Source organism: Bifidobacterium thermophilum (assembly GCF_002846655.1).
Taxonomy (GTDB): Bacteria; Actinomycetota; Actinomycetes; order Actinomycetales; family Bifidobacteriaceae; genus Bifidobacterium; species Bifidobacterium thermophilum.
Genome location: NZ_PCGX01000008.1, coordinates 68,233 through 93,574, shown reverse-complemented (window position 1 = coordinate 93,574; position 25,342 = coordinate 68,233). Strand labels below are relative to the sequence as shown.

Below are 25,342 nucleotides of genomic sequence, written 5' to 3'. Positions count from 1 at the left end.
CATTGTTCATGCATCAAACATGAGAAGGAACATCATGACAGATTCGAAAGAAACAACACTGGCCAATTCTGCCGCAGTAAAAACAGACGAAAGCAAGGCGAAAGAACTCACATCCCAATTGTGGGCGATGGCGAACTCGTTACGCGGCAAGATGGATGCCAGCGAGTTTCGCGATTATATCCTCGGTTTCATCTTCTACCGCTATCTTTCTGCCAAACAGGAACGCTTCCTCAAAGACTCCGGATTGCTTATCATCAACGACGGCGAGACTGTCAACGACGCCTTCGCACGCGACGTGCAGGAAGAAGGAATCGACGAGTGGCATCAAGCGCTCTCCGAAGAACTGGGTTACGCGATTGACCCGGATGACACGTGGACGACACTCGTGCGCAAGGTTAAGGATCAGCAGGTACGACCTGAAGATTTCGGTAACATCTTCGATCACTTCAAGCAGAACGCACAGCTGAACGCAAATGCAAGCCGCGACTTCAGGGATGTGTTCGATGATATCAATCTCATGAACTCGTCTCTGGGCAACTCCACCGCCGCACGCACGAAGGCCCTTGCCGACCTCGTCGAACGCATCGACGAGGTGAATTTCCTTGACGAATCCGGGCATGACATTCTAGGCAACGTCTACGAGTACCTCATTGCTCAGTTCGCTGGCAACAGCGGCAAGAAGGCAGGCGAGTTCTACACTCCGCACGAGGTTTCGCGAGTGCTTGCGAAGCTTGTCACTTACACCCCAGATGATTCAAGCGACGAGGAGAAGGACGCCGTGCATTCGCCCGGCGAGGATTTCGAAGTGTATGATCCGACCTGTGGCTCAGGGTCTTTGCTGCTTACGGTACGTCAGGAGCTGGAGAATGCAAACGGCGGCACCATGCCAGCAGATAAGCATGTGCATTTCTATGGGCAGGAACTCAACCGCACTACGTACAATCTCGCCCGCATGAACCTCATGATGCACGACGTGGACTACCAGTGGATGGATTTGCGCAATGCGGATACACTGGAGCAGGATTGGCCCGATGGCAGCGATGCCAACGGCATCGACCATCCGCATTCCTTCGACGCAGTTGTTGCCAATCCACCATATTCGCAGCATTGGGATAATGCGGAAGCCAAGCTGAAAGATCCGCGGTTCAGGCCGTTCGGCAAGCTTGCACCCAAGTCCAAGGCCGACTACGCTTTCGTGGAGCATTGCATCTACCATCTCAAGCCGACCGGACGCATGGCCATTGTGCTCCCCCACGGCGTGCTCTTCCGAGGTGCCGCCGAAGGCACCATCCGCAAGGCAATCATCGAGAAGAACTATCTCGATGCGGTCATCGGCATGCCGTCGAACTTGTTCTACTCCACCTCAATCCCTACCGTCGTGCTGGTATTCCGCAAGGACAGGACGACAAACGATATCCTGTTCATCGACGCGTCTCAGGATTTTGAGAAAGGCAAGAACCAGAATCATCTGCGCGATGAGGACATCCAGAAGATCATTGACACCTACGCTGCCCGCAAGGATGTCGATAAGTACGCTCACGTGGCGACACTCGACGAAATCAAGGAAAACGACTACAACCTCAATATTCCTCGGTACGTCGACACCTTCGAGGAAGAGGAGCCCATCGACCTCGACGAGGTCAACCGCGAGCTCGAGAGCAACGCCAAGGAGATGGAACGCCTTCAGAAGGAGCTCCAGGCCATGATCGACCAGCTCGTGCCGACGTCGGCGATGAATGGCACCGGGTCGGAGCATGCCGGCGACGCGAAGCCGGAGGCACAGGAATGACCGAATTCCACAATCTGCAGCAAGACGAACAGCACAGACTGACTTACCCGGAAATGAGCAGACTGCTCTACCCGGAGATCATCCGCGTCGTTCGCCTGTTGGGCGGACGTGCGACGCGCGCTCAGATTCGTGAGGAATTGAAGAATTCCTCACGCGTCATCGACGTGGAGACAATCACTGCGGAGAAGGACTCCCCGAACCGACCCGGTGAGACGTTCCGCCCATTCGACTTCCCCTTCTACATAAGCATCAAGGATCTCGTTTTCACTGGATACCTGCGTGACGAAGATAGGCATACGGTTGCCCTGACGGACAAGGGACGAGAAGTGGACATGGATTCGTGGAATCTCACGGAAGAGGTGTTCAAGCCGGCTCGTGCGGAGTGGAACCGCCGTGCGAAGCGCAACAAGCAATTGCGCGAAGCCAACTCGGAGAATTCCGCGCAACCCGTCGAGACCGAAGCACCTGTGCCTACCGTGGAACAGGCGGAAGGCACCGGTGACACCATCGAACAAACCGAGATGCCGCTTCCCGAATCCGAAGACCCCGAAACCGAGTTCCAGTCCAGGTTGCACAACGCACTCATGGGCCTGACGCCGATACGATTCGAGGAATTCGCCCGCGAGCTGGTGAAGGAAATGGGCGTCACCATTGACCCCGACCTCGGCATCAGAGCAACGGGTGATGGCGGGATTGACGGCTTCGGCTACGTGACGGGCGACGATTTTCGGACCACTCGCGTCGCCATCCAAGCGAAGCGTTGGCAGGGAACAGTGTCTAGCCCGGAGATCGACCGATTCCGTGGTGCGATGGACAAGTTCAATGCCGAATACGGCATCTTCATCACCACGTCCGACTTTTCGCAGGATGCCGTTAGAGCATCTCGCTCCTACACACGGATGGTCACGCTGATCAACGGCGCGAAAATCGCCGAACTCGTCAGGCGCTACCATCTGCACGCCCAAGAAGTCACGGCATGGGTGCTTGATGACGATTTCTTCCATCCCGACCGGGTTTAGCACACCCAAGAATGTGCATTGATTTTCATGAATACGAGGTAATAATGGCTAAGAAGAACAGCAAGAAAACGGTGCCAGATCTACGTTTCCGCGGCTTCACTGACCCTTGGGAGCAGCGACAGTTGGGGGAAGTTGGATTGACATATCCCGGGCTCTCGGGGAAAACCAAGGAAGATTTCGGACATGGCGACGCACGATTCGTAACCTACATGAACGTGTATTCGAATGCTGTGGCGAATCCAGATGGAGTCGAAGCGATTGAGAAAGATGATCGGCAGCACGAGGTGATGAACGGTGACGTGTTCTTCACCGGTAGTTCAGAGACACCTGATGAGGTTGGCCTTTCTTCCGTATGGCTTGGAAATTCAACCGATACATACTTGAACAGCTTCTGCTTTGGCTACCGCCCCAGTAAACAACTCGATTCGCTTTTCCTCGCGTCATCTCTTCGAAGCCCCCAGATGCGTTCTCGAATCATTCTTCTTGCACAGGGAATATCACGTTTCAACATCTCGAAAACGCAAGTCATGCAACTACCGCTATGCTTCCCCTCTCTCCCCGAACAGCGCCGCATCGGCGACTTCTTCTCCATCCTCGACGGCCTTATCGCCGCCGCCGAGCGACAGGAGACCCTCCTCAGGCAGAAGAAACAAGCATATCTGCAACTCATGTTTCCGCAGGATGGTGAGACCGAACCGCGGCTGAGATTTCAAGAATTTAGCGATAGCTGGGAGCGGCATCAGTTAGGAGAAGTAATCAGACCTATCAAGGTCATACCGGTCTCAAGGTATTCTCGTCATGGACGGTTTCCTGTTATTCAACAAGGTGACCATCCGATCGCCGGTTATTCGAGCGATGAACCGTATTTTCAGTATTCAAATGTTGTTTTGTTTGGAGATCACACACTTTCGTTGTACCGACCGGAGTCACCTTTCCTGCTTGCCTCTGACGGATTGAAAGTACTTTCTTGCGATTTTCCTGGAAATGATTTTCTATATGCGATGCTTGAGAGATACAAGCCATCGAATGAAGGTTACAAGAGGCATTTTTCGATATTGAAAAAACAACATTGTTCATTTCCCTCCCTTCCCGAGCAGCGCCGCATCGGCGGGTTCTTCTCCACCCTCGACAATCTCATCGCCGCTGCCGAGCAGCGGGCCGAATCCCTCCGTGCGTTGAAGTCCGCCTATCTACAGCGCATGTTCGCCTGAGGTTTTGCCCCTGCTTTGCAGGGGCAAAACAATCATCTCTCATACAGTTCTTACAGCGTGCTGAGGAACTGCATCACCTTGTCATTGTCTTGGGATTCAAGCTCCTTGATGATGTGCAGGTACGTGGTCTGCGTCGTTGTCATGTTGGAATGCCCCAGTCGCTTGGCAACCGAGGCAACGGAGACCCCAGCATACAGTAGCAGCGAGGCATGTGTGTGACGCAGACCGTGCACGGAGATTACGGGTATCTCATTCTTCCTGCACAAGGCTGCGAGGCGATCGTTAACAGTCGCGTTGAAGACCCGCTCACCTTCTTTGACGAACAGGGGCTCTTCCTGGGATTGGCCTTCGCACAGCTGTTTCATCTGCATGCACAGCATCCAGTCGAGCCGCACAAGTCGGTTGCTCGACACATTCTTGGTTGGTGCGAAACCACCATTGGGGCTCTTGTAATTCCATGTCTTCGACACCTTCAACGTCTGGTGATGGAAGTCGAAGTCCCCAGGTGTCACGCCAAGTGCCTCGGCGAAACGCAGTCCGGTTTTCGCAATCAGCATGAGCATCGAATCCGTCGGGTGATCAGCGTCCACCGTTAGAGCAGCAAGAAGATTGGCAAGCTCATGTTGATTGAGGAACTTGGGCTTACGTTCAGCCTTGTCTTTTCCTTTGATGACGGCCTTGCGTGTTGGATCATGTCTGATGACACCGTCCTCAACAGCGTCCAGCACAGCGGCACGCACCTGGTGGTGAAAGTCCATCACCGTCTGCCGCTCGTGGTCGGCGGCATACTGGTTGAGGATGCGCTGGTATTCGAGACGCGTCAAATCAGCGAGCGTGGTTTCCGGAGCAAGGAGTTCCAGCTGACGTTGGGTCATACGGTACTTGCACAGAGTGACCTGTGTGACAGCGCCTTTCTTGTAGGTGTCCACCCATTCGGCGAAGAACCTGGACAAGAGTTGGTTGCGATACATTGTGAATCCTTTCCGACCCGCATGGGTTCGAATTGAAACGGGCCGGAAAGAAACGATAGAGACCATCTCCTCATACGAACATGCGCTGCAGGTAGGCGGACTTCAGCGTATGAAGAGACTTGGTTCGTTTCTCGGCGGCATCGATGAGATTGTCGAGGGCAGAGAAGAAAGCGCCAATGCGACGCTGCTCAGGGAGTGAGGGAATAGAGATCAGGCTTTCTTGGAGTTTGTCGAAGAAGAAATACTGTCGTACTCCGCCTTCCTGTCGTTTTGCGATTTGATTTGTGAACAAGCATGTCTGGAACCAGTTCAAAAGGAAAGAATCATCCACGGACTCATGCGTCTGGAATACCTCGTATAGCGAACTGACAATAACAGGCTCTTCGCCGTCCCAGTATCCGATTGATCCTACGTTAATTCTGGCGGGATTGTATGCGAAAGAACGAGGCGCGACTATCCAATATGAACTTTTGTCCGCGTCGAGAGGTTTCCCACCATTATCGAATTGTTCTGATTGCGGGACAAATCCGGACTGGTTTGAGATGGAATAGCTTTGGAAATTCTGCCGCTCTTTATTCTTGATGCCAGCAGCAGAAATAGCATCTCCTAACTGTCGCCGTTCCCATTCTCCACTGAATCCGGCAAATCTCAGCCGCGGTTCGGTCTCACCATCCTGCGGAAACATGAGCTGCAGATATGCTTGTTTCTTCTGCCTGAGGAGGTCCTCTTGTCGCTCGGCGGCGGCGATAAGGTTGTCGATGGCGGAGAAGAACTCGCCGATGCGGCGCTGCTCGGGAAGAGACGGAACTCCGAAGGCAGCGGAACCAACCAATTTCCAATCTGCACGAGGCATTTTGGAACCGGAGGACTGGTTGGCAACCGTAACGAACCAGGGACTCTGAATCAGAGAGAACAAGAAAGAGCTGGCAACACTCGAAGGTGCAAGAACCCACCAATCGCCAACGGCAACACCACGGAAATCGGGCTTCAATCGATTGCCGAGATACGGGCGCAGCTTCCCGTACAGAACATCACCAGGCTCGAAACGAATACCACTTTTCCCCTCTTTGAAGGTAAAGCTTGTTGCGAGAGCACCTCTGCCAGCTTCCACATCTTCATACTCAACGGCCGGCATATCCTCCGTGGAAATTGTCTGCGCTGATCGCCGAATGACCACCTCACCTAACTGTCGCTGCTCCCAAGCGAGAACGCATCAACGCAATCGTCAATATTCGTAACCATGAAACTCGACTCGCATTCGTCTTTCCCCAACGTCTGTGACAGGCCGGCTCCGTTTTCTAGTTTGCAATGCAACGTTGCACGTGGTTGTAGTCTGAGGTTGATCGCACGTGGTATCCGGGGACAGGCGTTCTGATAATGGCAAGTCGTGTCATCCGCTCGTTCCACGCCTCTGCGGACATGAGCCAGCCAAGAATCGTCAGAGATGTGGTGCCGATCCGCAGGGTAATTTCGTCAAGCTCATCATTCCTAGGTTGTTTGTTATCAACTTGACTTGTACGGTGTCGTCACTTTTTCTGGACAGTTTCATCATCCATTCTGAACGGTCTCCAGACGCGCAGAACAGTACGAGCGACACGACTCGCCCTCATCGAACGGATTTCACAGGTAGCATCTCAATTCGCGGCGGGCAACGGACGCGCTGCAACCGATTACCGCTGCAATCTGGCGTACCATCCGGTTCTCGCGGATACGCAGCCCGGAAATCACGATCCGCTCGTCCGCCAACAAATGGCTGCAGAACGACATCAATGCAACTTTCTCCGGGACCCGTAATCTTTCCCTCAACTCACAACCCCTGATCGGGATGTCGCACTTGCACTTTGACTTGCACTTTGAAAACGGGATGACGTCTGGAACGACATCGCTCATGTACCATTGGAAGCGTTACGTAATCCTAATCTGATTCGTTGCGTCTTGAGGAGAGCAGACATGGTCACAGAGGAAGGCTTCACCGACAGGGAGAGGACGCAGGTGCGGCAAATCGCCGCGGATCTGACGCAGCTGGATGGGACGCAGCTGAATCCCGGTGCGACCGATGCGGAGATTTCCGAATTCGAGCGCAGCAATGGCGTTGTGCTTCCCGTGTCGTTCAGAAGCTGGCTGGAAATCAGCGACGGCGGGCGTCTGTTCTTTCCGGAGGGCATCGAGCTGTATGGCGTCGTCCATCCGCCGCTGCTGGAGCTCGATGATCCTTATACGCCCGAGGACGGCTGGCTTGTCGTCGGAATGATGCCGGATACCGACCTCGTGCTTGTGAGTCTGACGGGTGAGGCGACGGTGGTCTATAACCGTGAAGGTGGCACTTTCGACGATGCCGTACGCTATGGGGACTTCCTTGCCTTCCTCGAAGATGCCCTTCGCCAATGGAGTGATTAGCGGTTGGTCTGCCGCGTATCCCAGCCAGGAACCTCGCGCGGGGCGAGTGCTGCGTCATGTCGAGTCTTGCTGGCGTGGGTTTGTGCCCTGTGTGGTGGGTTGCGCGGGGATTGTTATGGAGCCCGGGCGATGGCCGGGTTGCATCACAATCGGAGAGTCGAAGGGGTTCTGTAATGCACGGGGCTGCTCCCAAAAAGCATTCGATACACGGCGGGACTGTTCGCCGTGCCGGCATTCGGAGTATGTTCCTGCATCTGGTGGCGGGCGCGGCCGCCTCACCAAGATAACAGCCGTTCACTCAGATGCGGCCGCCGCCCGTTTTCTAGTTTGAGGTGCGACACCGCTCGGGATCGTCAGTTGCGGCTGATCATGCAGAATCCACATTGGGCAGGCATCCCCTTGACAGTGAGTCGTTTCATCTGCTCGCCCCACGATTGAGCCGGCATGAAGACATCCGAGGACTCTCAATAGCGTGCAATCGACCAGCCGGGTGATTTCGTCGAACCCCTCCTGCGTCCATGTCACTCGGGCATACACTTTGAGCAAACAACAGCGGACAATAGACCACTGCGGTTCCCGTTGCCACCCACCAGCACGAGCTACGCGAATCGTCATAAAGTCAACCTACCCACCGGCTCGTCAACCGGCCGGCGGAGCACGGACTAGCTGTCATTGTTGTACACACGGCCCTAGCGGCGAGCGCATCGTCAGGTTCCGCGACGAATCCACAGGAACACCCGGTCACTGATGAAATAACAACAACACCCCCGGGAACCGGCAGATTATCCAATCCTCCACGGAAACGGAGCCTGCCGACTACAATCAGGTTGCTCGCCATCAGGCGGCAGTGATACGGCATCAGCACAACATCTTCCCGGGGCCTGAGAAATCATTCCCTCTACCCACAACCCCTGACCGGGATATCACACTTTCACGTTGAAACGGGAAGTTTGGCAAGCATGCGAATATTTGATATCCTTCAGCTAGAGCCTGTCTCGGTACCACCCTATGGTGGTATTGAAGCGGGCTATTTTTCATCCTCCCCAGCATGAGTATGCAAGCGCATTGCACTGGGCCGAGTAATGCAAAAGCCACCCGTAGGCGGATAGAGATATTGGTTCTGCAGGTTGTCTATCCTGCATTGTGCTTGGGGCGGATCATCGCGCGTACTTGTCAGGCAAGGCGATACGCTTCATTATGCCAAGGATATCCAAGAACTCCGGGTTACCGACGTCGCAGTACTTCCACTCGCCGTCGGCCTTGTGTACGATGATTGACACGCCGAACTCGTCTTTCGGCTGACCCTCCATCCAGCCAGAAGCCTGCGTGTTGAACACCCAGCCATCTGAATACTCAAAGGCATCGGATAATGGTGACCCGGGAAAACTGCCGCGACGATATCGCACGCCTGCTCGTATGTGACCATCTACGTCGCTTCCTCGCATAGCTTGCGGATGACCGGGATATTCATCTCGCAATCATCGATTCTCAATCATAGTTGCCTTCCCCACCATGGGGCGAAGAAATACCGTGCCACATTGTAATCTCCGGTCTGTGGGTTCATGAATCGGCACATGCGGTGAGTATCACACAAAACGACACCGGCAACGAGCGAATCAATCACAGCGTCTATCCCTGGGCGCATCAACGAGCACGTCCTTCTATCTATGGAACACCAAGGGAAAGAACATACGCTGCATACGTTGTGCCATCTCCGCACGCGTGGGAATACTTCCTAATACTTCCTCTCGTGACGCTCACCAAATGCGGGGCGTTTCATGCATTGTCACGCGGTCTTGCGTGGTCTGCCGCCATGTCCGGGGCGTGCTGCGTTCCAATCGTCAATGGTCTGCTCACTCCACCCGCGGATGCTGCCGACGAGTACATCCGGCTCCGGCAGCTTGTATCGTGCCAGGGCACCTTTGGTGACGCCGAGCCGCTGCGCCACCTCGGTCAGGCTGAGATACCGTTTCATGCGTTACGCCCGGTGATGATGGCGGTGGCGGCCAGCAGTCCGGCTGACAGCCCGGCGAGCCCCGCTGCAATCGGGTTGCCACCGATGCCCGCGAGCAGGGAAACGACGCCGGCGACGGCCGACAGCGTGCACCATGTCTTTGATTGCTTGTTCATATCGCCTCGTGCAGTATGGTCGGGGGCCGGGGGCTCCGGATAATTGGTCTATTCGGAGCCCTTGCCGTTATTCCCGTTCCTCGTTTTCTTGTCGTTTCCGCAGATTTCACCCATCGTGATGATAAGCAATCATCCCCGCATGCGCGGGGAACACACTACAGAAAGCGCGGATTCCCGCCAATCACTATAGCATTGTTCAACGTTTCTCTTTTACTTTGCGTTTGCTCCAGTCAGCCCATCATTGCCTCATTCCGGAACGCCGTTCAAGAAACGAGACGCTATGAACACATTAGTAACAATCCACATGCCGCCAACTCAAACGCCTTGCCCATTACATTGGTTAGTGGGTCCCGCGCCGCGGGGCCCGGTCGCCGAGTGTGGTATGGCCGAATTGCCCTGTCGTTCATGATCCGGGGGGTGTTGCCGCCGCACACGGGACGCCCCCGACCGCTGATAGGGACACGACCCATCCGAAGGAAAACGGCAACGGGACGCGGATGAGGCCTCCTTGTAATGTGGATGCCGGCGCCGGGCGTCATGACCGTCCCCCGACAGGGACGCGGCGGCCGGAACGAACCGACAGACGGGAGACCAACATGCAACCCGGAGACATCGATGTCTGGCTCGGCCTCGACGTAGGCAAAAGCTCGCATCACGCATGCGCCCTCGACCACGACGGCAACACCGTCCTCGACACGCCGGTCGACCAGGACGAAAAGCAGTTGCGCAGGACCATCGCCAAACTGCAACGCAGGGGCACGGTCCTCGTGATCGTGGACCAGCCCAACACGATAGGCTCGCTCCCGCTGACCGTCGCCAGGGACATGGGCGCCCGCACGGCATACCTGCCCGGGGGCGCGATGCGCAAGGCCGCCCAGCTGCTGCCGGGCGGCTCGAAGACCGACCGCAGAGACGCCCGCGTCATCGCGTCCACCGCCCTGCGCATGCCCGAAACGCTCCGGGACTGCGAACCCGACGATGAGACCATGGCCGCGCTCCGCCTGCTGTCCGGCTGGGACGAGGACACCGCGCACGAACTCACCCGGACGGTCAACCGGCTGCGCGGCCTGCTCCTGCACCTGCACCCCGCGCTCGAACGCGCGCTGGCCGGCGACCGCGTCAAGAGCGACACCGCCCTGGGACTGCTCGAACACTACAAAGGCCCCGACGGGCTGCGCCGGGCGGGCGCGGCGCGTATCCGCGAATACGCGCGAAGGCACGGGCTCAAGGGCACGGCGATCACCGACGCGGTCGCCGACGCCGTCGGCGAGCAGACCGTCACCGTGCCCGGCACGCGGGCGGCGGAATCCCTCATCCCCCAACTCGCCTCCGATATCAGAAGGCTGCGCGACAGGCGCACGGACATCTCCCGGCAGGTCGAGGAACTGCTCGCCGACGCCCCTCTTCTCACGGTCCTGACCAGCATGCCGGGGATAGCGGCCAGGACCGCAAGCCAGATACTCCTCGCCATCGGCGGCGACATCGGCCGGTTCAAGGACGCCGCCCACCTCGCCGCATACGCGGGCATCGCGCCCGTCACCCGCCAGTCCGGCACATCCATCCACGGGGAACGCCCCGCGAGGGGCGGGAACAAACGCCTGAAGAACGCGCTGTTCCAGACCGCGTTCGTCGCCATCCGACTGGACCCCGAATCACGCGCCTACTACGACCGCAAACGAGCCGAAGGCAAACGCCACAACGCGGCGGTCATGTGTCTGGCACGCAGACGATGCAACGTCATCTACAGCATGCTGCGCAACGGCACGCTCTACCAACCCGGCGGAACCCACACCACCACAACGACACCACCACGAACCGAGACAACCCCCGCACACGCCCCAAGACCACGACAAGACACGACACACCCCGGCATCAGACGCACTTGACAAATTACATAGGGACACCCCCCTACTCCCCCAACACCTCCGCCGTGTCCACCACGAGCGTCACCGGCCCGTCGTTGACCAACGACACCCGCATGTGCGCGCCGAATCGTCCTTCTTTGACGGTGAGTCCTTGCGCCCGCAACGCTTCGTTGAACGCGAGCCAAACGCGTTTGGCGTGTTCGGGCTCACCGGCGGCGATGAAGCTCGGCCGGTTGCCTTTGCGGATGTTGCCATAGAGCGTGAATTGTGAGATGGAGAGGATTTCGCCGTCATGTTGCGTGATCGACTCGTTCATGCAGCCACCCGCATCCTCGAATACGCGCAGCCGGGCGATTTTGCCGGTGAGCCAGTCGATTTCCCGCTGGCCGTCCGCATCCGCGACGCCGACGAGCAACACATACCCGGTGCCGATGGTTTGCTTGGCGAACGTCGGATCGACGCTGTTCGTGGAAGGGTCGATCACGTCGACGCTGGCTTCGCTTACCCGTTGCAATACGATTCTCATACCGATACTCTATCTCGCGGCCATGGCTGGATGTCACGTCCGTGCGGTGTATTGCTTGGTTTCGGCGTTCTGTTCCCCCGCTCGTTTGCACGATCACCTGTTCGGCTCGCAGCCGATTTGAGCCGAACGCCGATATGTCGTATACTGAAAAGTCCGGTCTAATCCGGGGTTTGATAATTCAAAAGGGGCTGATCGGTTTCGACGGTGACCTGTTCGTCGCAGGGAAGCGTGCCGAGAACGCGGAGTCCACTCGTGATGCCCTCCGCGAACAAATAAGTGCTAAATCTAACCGCACTGAGTTTGCTCTCGCTGCCTGAGCTTCGCGCCAGGATTAACCAGTGAGCAGCCGCTCCGTTCACTCCCCCTCGTCTTCGGGGAGATGTTGAGCGTCGTTTAGGAGACTTGCTCCGGCTACTGCACCGCAGGGTGGCTGGGGGACTTTTTCTGCGGATATGCTCGCCATCAGTTGTCTGCGACATCGATGGGGGCAGAAAAACTGCCGCACGGCCAGCAGACTACGCACGTAGAAGACTGAGGGTACGGTCACCGGACCGGGGTTCAATTCCCCGCAGCTCCACTTTTCCAGAGCCGCAAGAAATTGCGGCTCTTCTTGTATTTTCAACGGTTTTCGACTGTTTTCGACGTTTATCGAGATTACGGAAATCACGTCGTTTTCTAAAAAATGTTGCCAAAATGTTGTCACGGTATGTGCTCGACAAGTAAACACGCAGAAAACACGAAAACGCCCCGCACCCTCATGTTTGAGAGTGCGTGGCGTTTTCGATTGATGAATGTCGCGCAAAAACAGTGTTTTTCGCTGTTTTCAACGATTTAAGCCGTTTTCACGTGATGTTCGGCCCATGATTGCATGCGAACCGGATTGTAGGTGACGCCGAATCCGGCGGCGATGATGCCGGCGGCGGTCGAGATGAACCCTCCGATGTCGGGATGGCCGAAGCACATGAATCCGAGGTCGATGACGCTGGCAATGAGCGTCAGGACGTAGATCGTCACAGCCCTCAGGATGCCACTCTCTCGAATAATCGCCGACACGGAACGCCTATCGCATGACCCAGAGATACAGGACGAGTCGATCTCCATCGATGGCGAGCGCCGGCCTGTTGCCGGTGTCGATGAGGGACCGACGACTGATAGCCAGGCGGGCGATGATGCGCCTTTGACCGCAGCCGAGATCATGACGCTCGCAGCCAACACCGACGTCGACCGCGACATCGAAGCAGAGACGCCGAGGGATTAGGACATGTCGTGATGCTTTAGATTCTTAGTGTTGCTTGTTCTCGCATGTAATCGCGAAACTGTTGACTTGTCAGCGTTCCCAGTGTGGATGCTGTAGATTCTGAAACGTTTTAACCTATAGAATCTATAGTGTTATCATGGATGCAGGCAACACAATCAGCAAGGAGCGCGCATGGTATTCCAACGACTCAACATCACCCCGTCATCACTACCCATCATGTCACTCATGACATCCATCAAGAACGTCCGCGCCAACGGGCTCGACCTCGCCCCCGACTACCAGCGCGGATACATCTGGTCCAACGAATACAAAGACCAGCTCATCCTCAGCATCATCCTCAACTACCCCATCGGCAACATCGTCATCAACAACCTCGACCACCCCAACGAACGCAACGCCCGGCAGGAACTCGTCGACGGGAAACAACGCCTCACCACCATCTACCGGTACATGGAGGAAGGCCACATCGACGAATCCATCGGCAGCGACGACGACTGGTGCAGGCTCGGCAGGAAAGCCACCACCGAAGCCAAGGAGATCATCACCCGGATCGTCGGCGACTCCGACCCAGACGGACTCGCACGCATGAACACGTCGAAACGACTGTCCTTCCACGAACTGCCCGAAAGCATCCGCATGAACTTCAACGCATACAACATCCCCGTCTACACCATGCAGGCCGCCGACCCAGCCCAGATACGCAACTACTTCAAGGTCCTGCAGAACCAGGAGAAACTCCGCGCCGGCGAAATCATCAACGCGCTGCCCGACAACCCGATGTACGAGTACTTCGCCAGGATACCCGCCGACAGGTTCCTCGCCAAGACGGGGTGCACCGGATTCAAACGCGCCGAACTCGAAAAGACCTACTACTCCGTGCTCGGCACATGGTTCGACCGCATCCAGCTCAACTCCAGCGACAAGGCCGTCATCTCCTTCGTGGAGAACATGCCGCCGCTCACCGCCGACCAGACACGCCACATCAACGACCTGAACACCGGCATCACGGCCATCGCGAACCTGCCCGGATCGGTCGGCAGAATCCACTCGCCGAAACGGCTGCTCAAACTCGTGTTCGGCCTGTCCCTGCACACGCCGGGGTACTTCTCCACACCGGACGCGCTCACCCGCCTCCAACAACTCAGCATCCTCGCGGCGAAACTCGCGGCGTTCAACACCAGCGACTCGGACAAGGTCGCGTTCGCCAAATACTTCGGCGACGAGTACGCGGCCGACCCGACCGAATTCGAGAAACGCAAGGCGCCCGTCTACCGTGCCTTGTTCTGGAGCACCTCACGCGTATCCACCAAGGCCGCATATGAGAACGCAATGGAAGTGCTCCACCTCCTGTTCACCGAATCCTTCGACTCGGCCTACCGGTACTATACCGAGACCAACACGACCAAATGACACCGGCCGGCTGAATGAAAGCCGAAACCCCAACAGACTGGGACAGGCAGGAAGTGATTCCGCGTAACAGCCATGGACACGCCGAACCGCTTGCAGGCAAGAGAAGGAGCCGATACTATGACACTCGACAGTACCCCGCACGCGAGCGCCTCTGGCGCAGCGAACCAGGCGGGGTCGTTTCATAACCACACGAAGCCGCCGATTTATCCGAAACCGCCGAAGACGTTCATCGAGCAGGCCGGCATCATGGCTTCGCGCGGCATGGATATCCGCGACACCGAGGACGCTGCCTCATGGCTGTCCGACGTCAACTATTACAGGGCCAGCGGCTACTGGCTCACCTTCAAGCACGGCGACACGTTCATACCTGGCACGTCGCTTGACGATATCCAGTCGGTCTATGGTCTTGACTCCGAATTGCGGTTATGGCTGTGGACAGCCATCTCACGCATCGAGATCAAGGCCCGCACTTCGCTCGCCTATCACCTGTCCATGGCGACCGGATCCGCTATGGCATACGAAAATCCAGTGTATTTCAAGAACCGTTCCAGTCATGAAGGAGCGATGAAGGCTATCGAGAAGGAACGTGACCGCGCATACGACGAAGGCGTCCCATGCGTCAAACACAATATGGACACATATCACATGCTCCCGTTGTGGGCGGTTGTCGAGATCACGTCCATGGGCATGATCTCCCGGATGTACGGCAACCTGTCGGACGCGGCCCGCTACCCGGACGGGAGAACCGTTCGCGATGCCATCGCAGGCGACTTCGACATCTCGCCAGTCCACCTGCAAAGCTGGCTTCGCCACCTGACATACGTGAGAAACCTCTGCGCGCATCACAGGCGCGTGTATAACCGCATGATGACCACGCTCCCCAAACTACTGGACAGCGACAAGGCGGTGCTGAACACCAAGCATGGCGGATCATCGAAAAGGGTGTTCACAAGCATCGTCATCATCATGAGGATTTTCCAACGCACATGGCCGGACGATTGGCCCGGCATGGCGCGCAGGCTCGCCGAGGTGATTGACTCGCACCACGGTGTCAGTCTTTCGCCTATGGGGTTCCCCGGCGATTGGAAAAAGATCATCGGAGTGGGCAGGGATCCGGCGAGCGCATGAGCGGGACACTTACAGTTAGACAGCGGAATACTGTCCCGCACATGAACGGTGTCGTGGAGCGTTTCACCGCAGGCGTGGGGCACTGTCCGGCGTCATCGTCGGATGGTGTCCCGCCTACTCTGCCGGATCTTGAGGACGAGGCCGTGCGTCTGGGCGTGCGCGTCACTTGGCAGGAGCTGCCGGCCGGGTATTGCGGGGTGTACGACTGGACTCGCTGCAGGATCGTCCTGCATGACGGGCTCACACCCATACAAGCCCGCTGCACCCTCTGCCACGAGCTCGAGCACGTGCGGCACTTTGACCGCGTGTGCGGCGGCAAGGGCGAGGCGAGGGCGCGCAGACGCACCGCCCTGCGACTGGTCAGCCCGGTCGCTTACGCGGCCGCCGAACAGGTCTACGAGGGGAATACATGGCTCATGGCCGTGGAATTGGGGGCGACCGCGCAGGTCATCGACGACTACCGGCAGCTGCTGTACGATTCCGGCGTGTGCATGCAATAGAGAAAGACCCCCGGCCTCCCGCATACCGCGAGCATCAGAGGTTTCTTGGGTTCCATGGCATCCGGCGCGAAGACAGCGGCCTCGCTCTGGCCGAACACCGTAGTTATAAAATGGGTGTATAATTTTCCACGGCAGTTATTTTTCACGTTTTTCCAGCGGAAGGATTCGACTTGGACAAATACTCATATCTGTATGGCAAGGACGAGAAAGACATCATCAAGGATCGAGTGATGGAGCTGACTCCCCTGATCCGGATTCTGGAAGAGTCCTATGCCGATGTTCTCACCATGGAGAAAACCAAGTTTTTCTCGCAAGAGCAATACCGGCTCAAGCGGGCCGAAAACGTGAACATGCGGACCCGCAACCGATGGAACCTCGAACAAGAGAACAACACCTGGAAAGCCGTGGACCCGAACTACACACATCTGCAAGACGAGGTCACGCGAATGCGAATGGAGATACATCCAATCGACAGCCGCACCGGAGGCGTTCCCAAACCTGCGAACACGGTCGCGGCATGGGCAAGATACAACCAGCACAAATGCCTACCGGCGGAATTAATCCAGAAGAACTTCTCTCCGGACGGCGAATTAGTCCCTGACCTCTCAAATGTCAACCTGGTTGCTGCATGGACCATCGTGGATGGTCATGCAACCATCACTCTGCATAAGATCATCGACGCCAAGAAACTCAAATCGTGTCTCGACATTCCACTCCTAGGAAATCGTGAGGACCAATCTAAGATACGGTACGAGGCCGCTCCGGAGAACGAGATGCTCATCCCCAACCTGATCGACGAGGAAACCAAGCACTCGGAAAAGAAGACCGAAGCAGAGAACAAGGGTTGACGAGAAGGAAACGGTCCGCCCAAATAAAACGAAAGGAACCAACCATGGTTGAATACAATCCAGATCGGATTGTCCTCATGCGCAGGTTGGAAAAAAAGACGCAAGCCGAACTGACAAAGGGAACGGGAATATCGACAGCAAAAATCAGCAAAATCCAAAATCGAATCGTCCCGTTCGCCAAGGAGGATGCCGAAAAAATCGCCACGTGTGTGGACTATCCGCTGTCGTTCTTCTCCATGGATGACACACCTACCCCACCGACGGAACTGACCTATCGTAGATCCTCAAAAACCCTTGTCCGTGAAATCAACGCAGTTTCCGCTGAATATGAGATCATGGCGGGAACGGTGCGCCGCATAGCGGAGCGCCTTCGGATGAAATCGCACCTGCAGTGGATTGATGATATAGCCCCCAGAGACGAAACCCCGCTTTCCATGGAAAAAATAAACCATATCGCGCAGGAAACGAGACGTTATCTCAATCTTGCCGACACGGGCCCGGTCCGTAACGTGACGAGAGCGTTGGAACGCGTCGGCATTGCGGTGATGCCCATGCATAGTTCCGGTGAGGAATCGGAATACAAAACAACGAGCGAGGGAGTGTCGGACCCGACCTTGGATACGCCAGTGCCTGTGATCGGGTATCTCGGACGCAACAACACCGGGGACCGGCTCCGCTTCACCAAAGTACACGAATTAGGCCACATGATTCTGCATAAATACAGGATCCATCTCACACGGCAGCAGATGGAAAACGAAGCCCACCAATTCGCCGGAGCGTTCCTGATGCCGGAAGACGACGCAAGAGCAATCTTCGCCAAGAACGACAGCATCAGCACGTTCGTGGATGCAAAGGCCGGATGGGGAATATCCATATCCGCGCTGGTCATGCGAGTCTCGGCCCTGAACCTCATCGAACCCAAACGAGCCAAATCACTTCAAGTCCAGATAAGCATGCGAGGTTGGAAAAAACACGAACCAGTAGCCGTCAGCGTCGAATCGCCGCTGTTATTCAAACAAATGATAGGACAAGCCTACGGAACGGTCGTATCCCCAACGGAATCACGAATCGACAGTTTCGCTGTATCCAATAAACTGGGCGTGCCATTCCGATACCTAGACATCTGGGCTGACGGACTCCAAGAAGAAGGCCGTAAATACGGATTCCTTGAACCGCGGTTCAAAAAACCAGAATTCACGGCATCATCAAACTAACAACAAAAATGACCCCGGCTGCCCGCATACTGCGAGCGCCGGGGTCTAAGATTCGTGTCCTTAAAATCGCTTTCATTTCACAATACGGATAAACGCCTGGCACGGTGGCCCTGCTGCGATATCGCCACGTTTGCCGGTTTGCATGAGTGGTAAATAGAGTGGTAAAGATATTTCGTGTGTCTCGTTAGCCGTTGCGCCGGTTGCGTTTTCGGGTTTTGTGTTCAATTCCCCGCAGCTACACTGAACAACGAACGCCATTCCGCAAGGGGTGGCGTTTTTGTTTACCGTGAACAGTGATTGGTCAACTGCCTTGGCATTTAATAATGCCACTCCACTTCCTTCCCCTGTCTACAGCCGGCGTTACCTATGGAATCATCCGGTTTCAACCGGCCGACCGCATGCCGTCATGCCACGCGACCTGCGGAAATCGCGAGGAGAGGGCAACCATGGCACAGGCCGGCGAGACTCGGCATACCGCAACCGACGTGAGCGATACCAATAGCGCTGCAAACAATGCGATTCCCGAAGCTACAATAAGCGACACAAACACCGCAATTTCCACAGCCGCATCAAGCACCTCAAACATCACGAACGCCACAAACAGCAACTCCATCCAGCCAGCCTCAGCACACCCAGCAACCACCGACGCACGCTCCACCACAGGAAATCTCAAAGGAAATCTGACCCGTGGGTCGCTGATCCCCACCATGCTGCGCTTCTCAATCCCCTATCTCATCACCTGCTTCCTGCAAAGCTGCTACGAACTGGCCGATCTGCTCATCGTCGGCAGATTCAACGGCGCGGACTCCGTCTCAGCCGTCTCCACGGGCAGCCAGATGACCCACTTGGTGACCGTCACCATCGTCGGTCTGACCACGGGCATCACCGTGACCATCAGCCACGCGATCGGCGCCCGACGCATGGGCAAGGTGCAACGCCAGATCGGACAATCCATCCGCCTGTTCGCCTTTGTCGCAATCATCGCCACCATCGCCCTGACAGCGAGCGCCGACCCGTTGCTGCACCTACTGTCCACGCCGCCTGAAGCCTTCAGCCAGGCGCACGACTACGTGACCATTTGCTTCTTCGGTACCCCGTTCATCGTCGCATACAACGTGATCAGCGCGATATTCCGCGGATTCGGCGACTCTCGACACCCGATGTATTTCGTTGCCCTCGCCGGACTGCTCAACGTGGGACTCGACCTCGCGTTTATTGGCGGCGCACACATGCAAGCGGCAGGCGCCGCGCTCGCCACGGTCATCTCTCAAGCGTTCTCGGTGGTGGCGGCCCTCATCTATCTCAAGTTCGCAAACACCGGCGTTCGCGTCCGGAAAGCCGACCTCGCCTACGATTGGGCCGGTACACGGCAGATCCTGACCATCGGCACGCCGATCGCACTGCAGGAACTGTGCATCCAAGTCTCGTTCATCGTGATCACCGCCATCGCCAACGGGCGCGGACTGGAAATCTCCGCCGCTGTCGGCATCGTCGAGAAAATCATCTCCTTCCTGTTCCTCGTGCCCTCGGCAATGCTGTCCACCGTGTCGGTGGTCGCCGGGCAGAACGCCGGCGCACGGCAACATTCGCGCAGCAAGACGGCGCTGCGATACGGCATCACCATGTGTATAGCGTACGGTGCGCTTGTGTGTGTCGCGAGCCAGATCTGGGGCGCCGACATCGTGCGCGTCTTCTCCCCCGACGACGAAGCGGTGGTCAGGTACGGGGCGCAATACCTGAGCAGTTACTCCTTCGACTGTATTCTGGCGGGCGTTCACTTCTGCTTCAGCGGGTTCTTCAGCGCCTACGGCAAATCCCTGTACACGTTCGCTCACAATATTGCGTCGGTGCTGCTCGTGCGCATCCCCGGGGCGTATGCGGCATCCTTGCTGTGGCCGGACAACCTGTTCCCCATGGGATGCGCCTCACCACTCGGCTCGCTGCTGTCAATCCTCATCTGCTCGGTGCTGTATTATCTGCGGTTCAGCAAGCGGCACCCGGCGGTGATTGCAGACGAGCAATGACAGGTGTGATCGCAATCGAATCAGCAACCTGTAACCATCTCACCACGCACCGCGCGAGTAGCCCTTCCGCGATTGTGCATCACGGACCATGCAAATCCGCCGTCATACTCCGCTCCCAGCCGGCACCCGCCGCTCGCTCACTGTAGCCCGAATGCCGTGTCTGATTGTCACGATACGGTGTGTACGTTTGCACAGGAATCGCACTGTGATCGCAACGATGGTTACGCCGGTCACAGTGCGATGATTGGAGGGGCAGGTCATGAGTGCTCTTGGGCTTCGCGCGTCGCATCGTCATGGACGTCATGCCGCCGACAGGGGCATGTCGACGGCTGATCCGATTGAGCAACTGTGGTCATTCGTCGCTGCAGCTGGCAACGCCGATGCCGTCGTGTTCGATACGGAGACCACCGGCATCGGCGCCGACGCCCGCATCATCGAAATCGGGGCGCTGCTGATCGGCGACGACGCCCCAATCTACGAATACGACCAGCTGATCCAGCCTCCCACCAGACTGCCAGCAGGCATCACGGAACTGACCGGCATCACCGAGTCCGATCTCGCCGACCAGCCTGACGCCGGATTCGTCATCCCCCAGTTCCTGACCGCAATCCGCCCGTTGCTGCTTATCGGGCATAACGTATCGTTCGATATCAGGATGCTGAATATTGAGGGTGGCCTGCTGGGCTGCCGCGAAATTTCCAACGCTTTTCTCGATACGATGACCATGTCCCGCCGCATGTTCCCCAACGCTCCCAGCTGCTCGTTGCAAGAAGTAATGCGACTGCTCGATATCAATGAAATCGAAGAGCATCGTGCAATCTCGGATGCCCGGCAGACATGGCAGTGTTTGCAGCAGCTTAAACACATGAAAGATCCGGTGGTGCTGCCCGACGATGAAGTCGAAGAGTCGCGCCGTCGTCATGCCATGACAAAGCGACGCCGCACCAACGCCTATATGCGCAGCTCGTACCTAAGCAACCGGAACACCACTCCGGTCAACGCGAAGCCTGACGGCATGGTAATCGACCAGTTTGTGAGCGGTGTCACCGTTTCCGGTGACACCGTGCATCAGGACGTGCTCAGCCGATACGGGTATGACGCGTGGCTGTGGGTGACAGTCAGCCATGGCATCATCGAATCCGGCAAGAACACCGGGCATCCGACGTTGTGCGTTGCCCTTGACGGTGTTGAAATCGGACGAATCCCCGCGCTCCAAGAAGAACGTCACCGCGGTCAAGTTCCACCTGAAGGCGCAGTGATGGTGGCGCACATCCCCAATTCGAAGGCCGACCGGGAAAACGGCATATACCGTCTTCGGCTCCAGATGCCCGCTGAAAACAGTCGGGAGGACTGAACCGGGCAGGCCACACACTGGTGCAGAATCCCCAAGCTCTGCATCGGTGTGGTTCGAATGCTGATTTCACACAACCAAGTGCATTCAATCCCCCACTCCACCCCGGGGCCTACCGGCCCGTCAGAGTGCGAGCCAATCCTCACACGATGACGACCCTACCAACCCGAAAGGGTGATTCCCGCGGCCCGATGGGTCACCGTGTGAGTCAATCCTCACACGATGACGGCCAGGCCAATCAGGATGGCTGATTCCCAGGCCCGACAGGCGACTGTGTGAGCCAATCCTCACACGATGACGGCCCAGCCGACCCTAGAGGGTGATTCCCGCAGCCCAATGGGTCACCGTGCGAGCGAATCCTCACACAACCCCGCACTGCCTCACACAACCGCACACCGGCACACCGACACACCAACACACCGATGCACCGAAGCACAGTCGTCCCCACGCCTGCACACCAGCTCGCGAAGCAGCCAACCGGCTACTTAATTATCGGCCGCAGCGGCGCCGAGACGTCCACTGAATGCTTGTCACCGATCACATTCGGGTCGTTGATGATCTTGTCGACCACGGCTTTCTTGAGTTTCATCTGCGAGGCATTCCCCCAGATGATTGTGTAGTTGCCGTTGTCCAGCTCGGTGGTGACGGAATCCTGCGTCTGCGCGGTGACTTTGCTCACCCGCGCCCGCATCGCGTCGGACAGTGAATCCACGACTTTCACCGCAGTCACCACGGACCGGCTCTTCAGGCTTTTGGTTACATCGTTCACTTCGATGACCGGAATGCCGTCGGTCGAGGCGTTTTTCACGGAGTTCAGCACCCGACCTTTGCCGTCGACCGCGGTCAGCGAACCGTCGGGCGTTTTCAGCATGGCGGCCGGCTCCTGCGCGCTGATGGCGACCCGCATGCCGTGAGGGTATTGTTTCGTCGCCGTCGCCTTGCTGACACCAGGAATGGCAGCAAGCTGCGTTTCGATGTCATTGGTCGACACCAGAAGCAAGGATTTCCCTGCCTGAGCCGAGGCGATGGACTCCACTTTGCTGCCGCTGACCCATTCGTTGGCCCCGGACACGGTGATTTGCGCGGAGTCAAGCCGCAACAAGGGCGAGAAGAACAGCGCCCACACGACACCCACGACAGCTGCTATGAACACAATGGTGATTGCCACGCGTTTGACAACCATCAGCGTGTTGGCATGCCGACGTTCCTTGACACGCGCGTTGAAATCCACGACTTTTGGCCGCGCGGCGACGCCCAACGGCCCGGTGCTTTCTCTCAGCGTTTTGGCGACCAAGTCCTCACTTTGTAACGCTCTGGCATCCACGAATCCAGTCGCTCTGGACACACCAGTTCCGGACGTACCCGTGCCAGACACACCGCCGACGGAGACTCTCCTTCCGCGTCGCGTTGGACTTACAAGATCAGAACCGCTCCCCTGTTCGCCGCCATCCGTGGATTTGTTCATCCTGTTGCGTTTCGCCGAACTCGCCACACGGCCTTGTTTCGGGGTTCCACCCTTCTTGGAGGCAGCATCCGAATCCGCGTTCTTGCGCCTATTTCGGGACACGATCGCGCGCAACGACCGCTTCCGGCGGCTCGTGGCAGGCTCCGCGGCATTGCCTGTATTACTGGATTTGCCGACATCGTCTGCATTGTCCGATGACGATGGACGTCGTTCAGGTACGGTGGCGCGTCCGGATGCTACGGAACGACCCGACGACCCACGGTCTGAGGCGGCGCGGCCGGAAGCCGCTCTGCGAGACACTGGCTTGGATGAGTTCGCATCCCTGGCACCGCCGTATGGCATACCGGGGATGGTCGGACCCGGCACACTCCGGGATTGCCTTGCGACGCGCGGAAAAGTACCGCTCGACGATATCCGAGCATCTCGTGACACGTTGCCTGACTGCATCTTGTTCCCTGACGCGGCGTTTCCTGATGCTATACTCCCCGCTGCCGCGTTCCCTGTCACCGTTCTCGATGCCGCGGTACCGGCTCCGGATCCAGCACGCCCAGCGCCGGGTTGAACACGGCCTGCGACAGAACGCGGTTCGCGCCCAGTGTGTTGCCGCCCGTCATGCGATGACCCGCCGACAGACCCGCTTCGTGCCACGCGTCCTGGCATATCAATCCCCGCAGTTCTCGCGATGCGCCTCGAGCGCGTGCAACAGCACCGGTCCCATGGCGGTGATATCACCTGCCCCCACGGTGAAGACCACATCACCGTGATGCGCGCGCATTGCCATCATCAGTGCCGCGGTATGCATGTCGTCGACCGCACGAATCCAGTCCGCCGGCTCATGGTCGATCCCCTTGGCGGCATCGACGATGGTCTGCGCGGTGATATCCGGGAAATCCTCCTGCTTTTCTCGTGCCGGGTAAATACCGGTCACAATCACATCATCAGCGAGCGCCAACGCCTCAGCGAACTCGCGTGCGAAGAATTTGGTGCGAGAGAACAAATGCGGCTGGAACAGTACACGGATGACGGCATCCGGGTAGCGCCGACGCGCCGCGTTAAGCAGAGCGGTGATTTCGGTGGGGTGATGCGCATAATCGTCCACGACGGTGACTTGCTTCTCACATCCGCGCACTTGGAAGCGGCGAGACGCACCGAGGAAGCTTCCCGCGGCTTGCGCGGCGGCATCGGGATCCATGCCCAGCAGCGTGGCGGCGATGATTGCGGCGGTCGCGTTGCGGGCGTTATGGATGCCTGGAATCTTGAGGCTGACTGGAATGGCGTGCGCTTCTCCGGTGAGCGCGGCGGGCATGTCGATGGTGAACCGTTCCTCACCGTCGCCTGCCTGCTCGCTTTCTGAGGTGATGGTGACGATGGCTGCGCCTGCCGCCTGGGCTACGGCGTCGAGCACCATCTGCGCGCTGTGCGTGGTGTAGATGACCGTGCGGTGCATGACCGAATCATCAAGGCTGCGCAGCACATCGAGCGCACCCGGGTCGTCGGCGGTCATGACGATATGCCCTCGCGCGTGCGAAGCGTAGGCGACGAAGGCTTCGCAATAGCGCTCTGGCGTGCCGTAATGGTCAAGATGATCTGCTTCGGCGTTGGTGATGATGGCGATGGCTGGCCTGTATTTGGCGAAACTGCCGTCCGACTCGTCGGCTTCTGCGACGAGGATGCGCCCGGTGCCAGCATGTCCGCCGTCAAGGGTCTGGCCGTCTGGGCCTTGGATGGTACCGCCAATCGCGTAGCTGGGATCAGCCAGGTCACCGGTGCCTGCGTGCACGAGAATATGGGACAGCAGCGAACTGGTGGTGGTTTTGCCGTGTGCACCGGCTACGGCGACCGCATCATGATGGTTCATGAGCAGTGCGAGGATATCGCTGCGATGCACGATATGCGAGCCTTGGGCCGCCGCGGCGACGATCTCTGGATTGTCCGGCTTGATGGCGCTGGAATACACCACGGTTGACGCGCCACGCACATTGTCCGCCCGCTGGCCGATCGCAACCTGAATGCCGAGGGCTTCGAGCCGTTCGGTTTTCGCGTTGCGCTCCCTGTCCGAGCCGGTGACGTTCACACCCTGCTCATGCAGCATTTCAGCGAGAACACTCATACCCGCTCCCCCAATGCCGATGAAGTGGGTTGTTCCCAAATCGCTGACTTGCTGGTCTTCAGTGAAGGCCGCGACGGTCGGGTCAAGCACGATAGGCTCTGTATTCATGATGGAAGGCACCGCTTT

General features: G+C 57.5%; 22 protein-coding genes, 1 other RNA gene and 1 pseudogene. 14 read left to right on the top strand and 10 right to left on the bottom strand.

The features are described from left to right. The first annotated feature begins 34 nt into the window (after positions 1–34). The 3 genes from CQR48_RS03155 to CQR48_RS03145 are packed head-to-tail and all read left to right on the top strand — an operon-like array spanning position 35 to position 4,019. Positions 35–1,789, top strand: coding sequence for a type I restriction-modification system subunit M (locus tag CQR48_RS03155; RefSeq protein ID WP_101451987.1), 1,755 nt, complete (start codon positions 35–37; stop codon positions 1,787–1,789). Next, complete coding sequence (locus CQR48_RS03150; RefSeq protein ID WP_101451986.1) at positions 1,786–2,808, top strand: restriction endonuclease; 1,023 nt, start codon at positions 1,786–1,788, stop codon at positions 2,806–2,808. Before CQR48_RS03155 ends, CQR48_RS03150 begins: the two co-directional genes overlap by 4 nt. 44 nt (positions 2,809–2,852) lie before the next feature. After that, entirely contained in the window at positions 2,853–4,019 is a 1,167-nt protein-coding gene (locus CQR48_RS03145) for a restriction endonuclease subunit S (RefSeq protein ID WP_180335107.1), read from the top strand. Between the two features lie 50 nt (positions 4,020–4,069). Here the strand turns inward: CQR48_RS03145 and CQR48_RS03140 are convergent, their stop codons facing one another. Continuing rightward, a complete protein-coding gene (locus CQR48_RS03140; protein ID WP_101451984.1) occupies positions 4,070–4,990 on the bottom strand; it encodes a tyrosine-type recombinase/integrase in 921 nt (306 codons plus the stop codon). Positions 4,991–5,060: 70 nt separating this feature from the next. Then, positions 5,061–6,125, bottom strand: coding sequence for a restriction endonuclease subunit S (locus tag CQR48_RS03135; protein ID WP_101451983.1), 1,065 nt, complete (start codon positions 6,123–6,125; stop codon positions 5,061–5,063). Between the two features lie 815 nt (positions 6,126–6,940). Here CQR48_RS03135 and CQR48_RS03125 point away from each other — a divergent pair. Then, complete coding sequence (locus tag CQR48_RS03125; protein WP_101451981.1) at positions 6,941–7,387, top strand: SMI1/KNR4 family protein; 447 nt, start codon at positions 6,941–6,943, stop codon at positions 7,385–7,387. A gap of 1,157 nt (positions 7,388–8,544) precedes the next feature. On the opposite strand, the gene CQR48_RS03120 is transcribed toward CQR48_RS03125, so the two are convergent. From CQR48_RS03120 to CQR48_RS09115, 3 genes are all read right to left on the bottom strand, one after another. Beyond that, a complete protein-coding gene (locus CQR48_RS03120) occupies positions 8,545–8,724 on the bottom strand; it encodes a hypothetical protein (RefSeq protein WP_101451980.1) in 180 nt (59 codons plus the stop codon). 449 nt (positions 8,725–9,173) lie between these two features. Further along, positions 9,174–9,362, bottom strand: coding sequence for a helix-turn-helix transcriptional regulator (locus CQR48_RS03115; protein WP_015450152.1), 189 nt, complete (start codon positions 9,360–9,362; stop codon positions 9,174–9,176). Then, entirely contained in the window at positions 9,359–9,517 is a 159-nt protein-coding gene (locus CQR48_RS09115) for a hypothetical protein (RefSeq protein WP_015450151.1), read from the bottom strand. Before CQR48_RS09115 ends, CQR48_RS03115 begins: the two co-directional genes overlap by 4 nt. 596 nt (positions 9,518–10,113) lie before the next feature. Between CQR48_RS09115 and CQR48_RS03110 the strand changes: the two are divergent. Next, a pseudogene (locus tag CQR48_RS03110) lies at positions 10,114–11,292 on the top strand (IS110 family RNA-guided transposase); the annotation flags it as partial. Positions 11,293–11,425: 133 nt separating this feature from the next. On the opposite strand, the gene dtd reads toward CQR48_RS03110, so the two are convergent. Further along, on the bottom strand, positions 11,426–11,908 hold the full coding sequence (gene dtd, locus CQR48_RS03105) for a D-aminoacyl-tRNA deacylase (RefSeq protein WP_101451979.1): 483 nt from the start codon (positions 11,906–11,908) through the stop codon (positions 11,426–11,428). Positions 11,909–12,092: 184 nt separating this feature from the next. Between dtd and ssrA the strand changes: the two genes are divergently transcribed. Continuing rightward, positions 12,093–12,488, top strand: a transfer-messenger RNA (tmRNA) gene (ssrA, locus tag CQR48_RS03100). A 251-nt stretch (positions 12,489–12,739) separates the two neighbouring features. Here ssrA and CQR48_RS03095 read toward each other — a convergent pair. Next, positions 12,740–12,922, bottom strand: a complete 183-nt coding sequence (locus CQR48_RS03095; protein ID WP_244898922.1) for a hypothetical protein — start codon at positions 12,920–12,922, stop codon at positions 12,740–12,742. Between the two features lie 10 nt (positions 12,923–12,932). On the opposite strand from CQR48_RS03095, the gene CQR48_RS09110 reads away from it, so the two are divergent. The 6 genes from CQR48_RS09110 (at position 12,933) to CQR48_RS03065 (ending at position 18,266) form a co-directional block, all read left to right on the top strand. Next, positions 12,933–13,166: a hypothetical protein gene (locus tag CQR48_RS09110; RefSeq protein WP_101451978.1), complete on the top strand. Its 234-nt coding sequence runs from the start codon at positions 12,933–12,935 to the stop codon at positions 13,164–13,166. 171 nt (positions 13,167–13,337) lie between these two features. Continuing rightward, positions 13,338–14,576 (top strand): DUF262 domain-containing protein, encoded by a 1,239-nt coding sequence (locus tag CQR48_RS03085; protein ID WP_101451977.1) that lies wholly within the window; start codon positions 13,338–13,340, stop codon positions 14,574–14,576. A gap of 117 nt (positions 14,577–14,693) precedes the next feature. After that, positions 14,694–15,704 (top strand): Abi family protein, encoded by a 1,011-nt coding sequence (locus tag CQR48_RS03080; protein ID WP_180335106.1) that lies wholly within the window; start codon positions 14,694–14,696, stop codon positions 15,702–15,704. A 41-nt stretch (positions 15,705–15,745) separates the two neighbouring features. After that, a complete protein-coding gene (locus CQR48_RS03075) occupies positions 15,746–16,204 on the top strand; it encodes an ImmA/IrrE family metallo-endopeptidase (RefSeq protein WP_101451975.1) in 459 nt (152 codons plus the stop codon). 170 nt (positions 16,205–16,374) lie between these two features. Continuing rightward, positions 16,375–17,052, top strand: a complete 678-nt coding sequence (locus tag CQR48_RS03070) for a hypothetical protein (protein WP_101451974.1) — start codon at positions 16,375–16,377, stop codon at positions 17,050–17,052. Positions 17,053–17,096: 44 nt separating this feature from the next. Beyond that, entirely contained in the window at positions 17,097–18,266 is a 1,170-nt protein-coding gene (locus CQR48_RS03065; protein ID WP_101451973.1) for an XRE family transcriptional regulator, read from the top strand. Positions 18,267–18,338: 72 nt separating this feature from the next. On the opposite strand, the gene CQR48_RS08990 is transcribed toward CQR48_RS03065, so the two are convergent. Next, a complete protein-coding gene (locus CQR48_RS08990) occupies positions 18,339–18,596 on the bottom strand; it encodes a hypothetical protein (RefSeq protein WP_143252464.1) in 258 nt (85 codons plus the stop codon). Between the two features lie 116 nt (positions 18,597–18,712). On the opposite strand from CQR48_RS08990, the gene CQR48_RS03060 reads away from it, so the two are divergent. Further along, on the top strand, positions 18,713–20,290 hold the full coding sequence (locus CQR48_RS03060; protein ID WP_101451972.1) for an MATE family efflux transporter: 1,578 nt from the start codon (positions 18,713–18,715) through the stop codon (positions 20,288–20,290). A gap of 259 nt (positions 20,291–20,549) precedes the next feature. After that, entirely contained in the window at positions 20,550–21,644 is a 1,095-nt protein-coding gene (locus tag CQR48_RS03055; RefSeq protein ID WP_101451971.1) for a 3'-5' exonuclease, read from the top strand. A 478-nt stretch (positions 21,645–22,122) separates the two neighbouring features. Here CQR48_RS03055 and CQR48_RS03050 read toward each other — a convergent pair whose 3' ends face one another. Next, entirely contained in the window at positions 22,123–22,986 is an 864-nt protein-coding gene (locus CQR48_RS03050) for a cell division protein FtsQ/DivIB (protein WP_244898921.1), read from the bottom strand. A gap of 781 nt (positions 22,987–23,767) precedes the next feature. Next, positions 23,768–25,324, bottom strand: coding sequence for a UDP-N-acetylmuramate--L-alanine ligase (gene murC / locus CQR48_RS03045; RefSeq protein ID WP_101452185.1), 1,557 nt, complete (start codon positions 25,322–25,324; stop codon positions 23,768–23,770). Positions 25,325–25,342: the final 18 nt, after the last annotated feature.

What these genes read in the sequence shown, in the direction of transcription:
- CQR48_RS03155 (WP_101451987.1), top strand. Translation starts at nt 35, where the DNA reads ATGACAGATTCGAAAGAAACAACACTGGCCAATTCTGCCGCAGTAAAA.
- CQR48_RS03150 (WP_101451986.1), top strand. Translation starts at nt 1,786, where the DNA reads ATGACCGAATTCCACAATCTGCAGCAAGACGAACAGCACAGACTGACT.
- CQR48_RS03145 (WP_180335107.1), top strand. Translation starts at nt 2,853, where the DNA reads ATGGCTAAGAAGAACAGCAAGAAAACGGTGCCAGATCTACGTTTCCGC.
- CQR48_RS03140 (WP_101451984.1), bottom strand. Translation starts at nt 4,990, where the DNA reads ATGTATCGCAACCAACTCTTGTCCAGGTTCTTCGCCGAATGGGTGGAC.
- CQR48_RS03135 (WP_101451983.1), bottom strand. Translation starts at nt 6,125, where the DNA reads ATGCCGGCCGTTGAGTATGAAGATGTGGAAGCTGGCAGAGGTGCTCTC.
- CQR48_RS03125 (WP_101451981.1), top strand. Translation starts at nt 6,941, where the DNA reads ATGGTCACAGAGGAAGGCTTCACCGACAGGGAGAGGACGCAGGTGCGG.
- CQR48_RS03115 (WP_015450152.1), bottom strand. Translation starts at nt 9,362, where the DNA reads ATGAAACGGTATCTCAGCCTGACCGAGGTGGCGCAGCGGCTCGGCGTC.
- CQR48_RS09115 (WP_015450151.1), bottom strand. Translation starts at nt 9,517, where the DNA reads ATGAACAAGCAATCAAAGACATGGTGCACGCTGTCGGCCGTCGCCGGC.
- dtd (WP_101451979.1), bottom strand. Translation starts at nt 11,908, where the DNA reads ATGAGAATCGTATTGCAACGGGTAAGCGAAGCCAGCGTCGACGTGATC.
- CQR48_RS09110 (WP_101451978.1), top strand. Translation starts at nt 12,933, where the DNA reads ATGCCACTCTCTCGAATAATCGCCGACACGGAACGCCTATCGCATGAC.
- CQR48_RS03085 (WP_101451977.1), top strand. Translation starts at nt 13,338, where the DNA reads ATGGTATTCCAACGACTCAACATCACCCCGTCATCACTACCCATCATG.
- CQR48_RS03080 (WP_180335106.1), top strand. Translation starts at nt 14,694, where the DNA reads ATGACACTCGACAGTACCCCGCACGCGAGCGCCTCTGGCGCAGCGAAC.
- CQR48_RS03075 (WP_101451975.1), top strand. Translation starts at nt 15,746, where the DNA reads ATGAACGGTGTCGTGGAGCGTTTCACCGCAGGCGTGGGGCACTGTCCG.
- CQR48_RS03065 (WP_101451973.1), top strand. Translation starts at nt 17,097, where the DNA reads ATGGTTGAATACAATCCAGATCGGATTGTCCTCATGCGCAGGTTGGAA.
- CQR48_RS03060 (WP_101451972.1), top strand. Translation starts at nt 18,713, where the DNA reads ATGGCACAGGCCGGCGAGACTCGGCATACCGCAACCGACGTGAGCGAT.
- CQR48_RS03055 (WP_101451971.1), top strand. Translation starts at nt 20,550, where the DNA reads ATGAGTGCTCTTGGGCTTCGCGCGTCGCATCGTCATGGACGTCATGCC.
- murC (WP_101452185.1), bottom strand. Translation starts at nt 25,324, where the DNA reads ATGAATACAGAGCCTATCGTGCTTGACCCGACCGTCGCGGCCTTCACT.